This is a genomic window from Vibrio sp. Vb0598, from assembly GCF_033338935.1.
Lineage (GTDB): Bacteria > Pseudomonadota > Gammaproteobacteria > Enterobacterales > Vibrionaceae > Vibrio > Vibrio alginolyticus.
This window is the reverse complement of record NZ_JAWOTP010000297.1, coordinates 1-1,045: the sequence shown is the minus strand read 5'-3', so window position 1 is coordinate 1,045 and position 1,045 is coordinate 1. Positions and strand designations below refer to the sequence as shown.

The following is a 1,045-nucleotide window of genomic DNA, read 5'->3' as shown; positions in this document are numbered from 1 at the left end:
AGCCTCATCTTCTTGTAGAAGCTGATGCACCTTAGCAGCAGAAGGGCAAAGACGTTGGATGTAGTCTTGCCATAGCGATTCAAATAACACATCGGGCGTCATAACGACTCCTTGTTACGAGATGTAGGATTAAGATAAGAGTGTGGTCGCTCGTTCACAGCCCAAAAGCTGTCCAGAATAATGAACGAGCAACCATCAACCTGTGACGGTAAATGTCAGTCAGTCAAACACGCTTTTTGAGTCTGTGCTCACTTGCCGTGTAATGCCAACGCGTACTACCCAAACCTAAATGATGCGTCAGCACATTGGGCCACGATGCATGGTCGTGACCCTGTTATTGAAACTTAAAGCGTCACGCCAGGGCTCAATGTCGCAGGTAATTCCGTCTCCTGCCCTTCCATAGATGCCATAGGGTAAGCACAGTAATCCGCCGCGTAGTAGGCGCTTGGACGAAGGTTGCCTGATGCACCTGGGCCACCAAATGGTGCGTCACCACTTGCGCCTGTCAATTGGCGGTTGCGGTTTACGATGCCTGCGCGAATATGGTCAACAAAGTAATCCCATTCTTGATCGTCTGTTGATACAAGACCTGCCGACAGGCCAAAGCGCGTGTCATTCGCCAGCTCTACGGCTTTATCCAAACCTTCATAGCGCACGACTTGCAGCAGCGGTCCGAAGTATTCTTCGTCTGGCAACTCAGCAATGTTAGTCACATCGATGATGCCTGGAGAAACAAACGCCGCCTCTCCTGCTTTCGCTTCAATTAAGCTTTCACCGCCTAGAGATTGCAGGTTTGCTTGCGCATCCAGAATGAACTTCGCCGCAGCCACAGAGATTTGTGGGCCCATAAATGGCGCAGGTTCTGCGAATGGTTGATCCATGCGAATGTTTTTCGTCGCTTCCACCAGCTTAGTGATCAGAGCATCCCCTTTCTCACCAAACGGCACGTATAGACGACGAGCACAAGTACAACGTTGACCAGCACTGATAAATGCCGATTGGATGATGGTGTACACCGTTGCATCCAAATCACCGTAGTTATCAG

1 protein-coding gene and 1 pseudogene are annotated in these 1,045 nt (G+C 50.1%); both read right to left on the bottom strand.

Annotated elements, in window-relative coordinates; translation table 11 throughout:
- Positions 1-102, bottom strand: a pseudogene (locus tag R7Q38_RS24810) (DUF1338 domain-containing protein); the annotation flags it as partial.
- A gap of 242 nt (positions 103-344) precedes the next feature.
- The coding region (locus tag R7Q38_RS24805) for an aldehyde dehydrogenase family protein (protein ID WP_318114724.1) at positions 345-1,045 on the bottom strand (701 nt) is incomplete at its 5' end.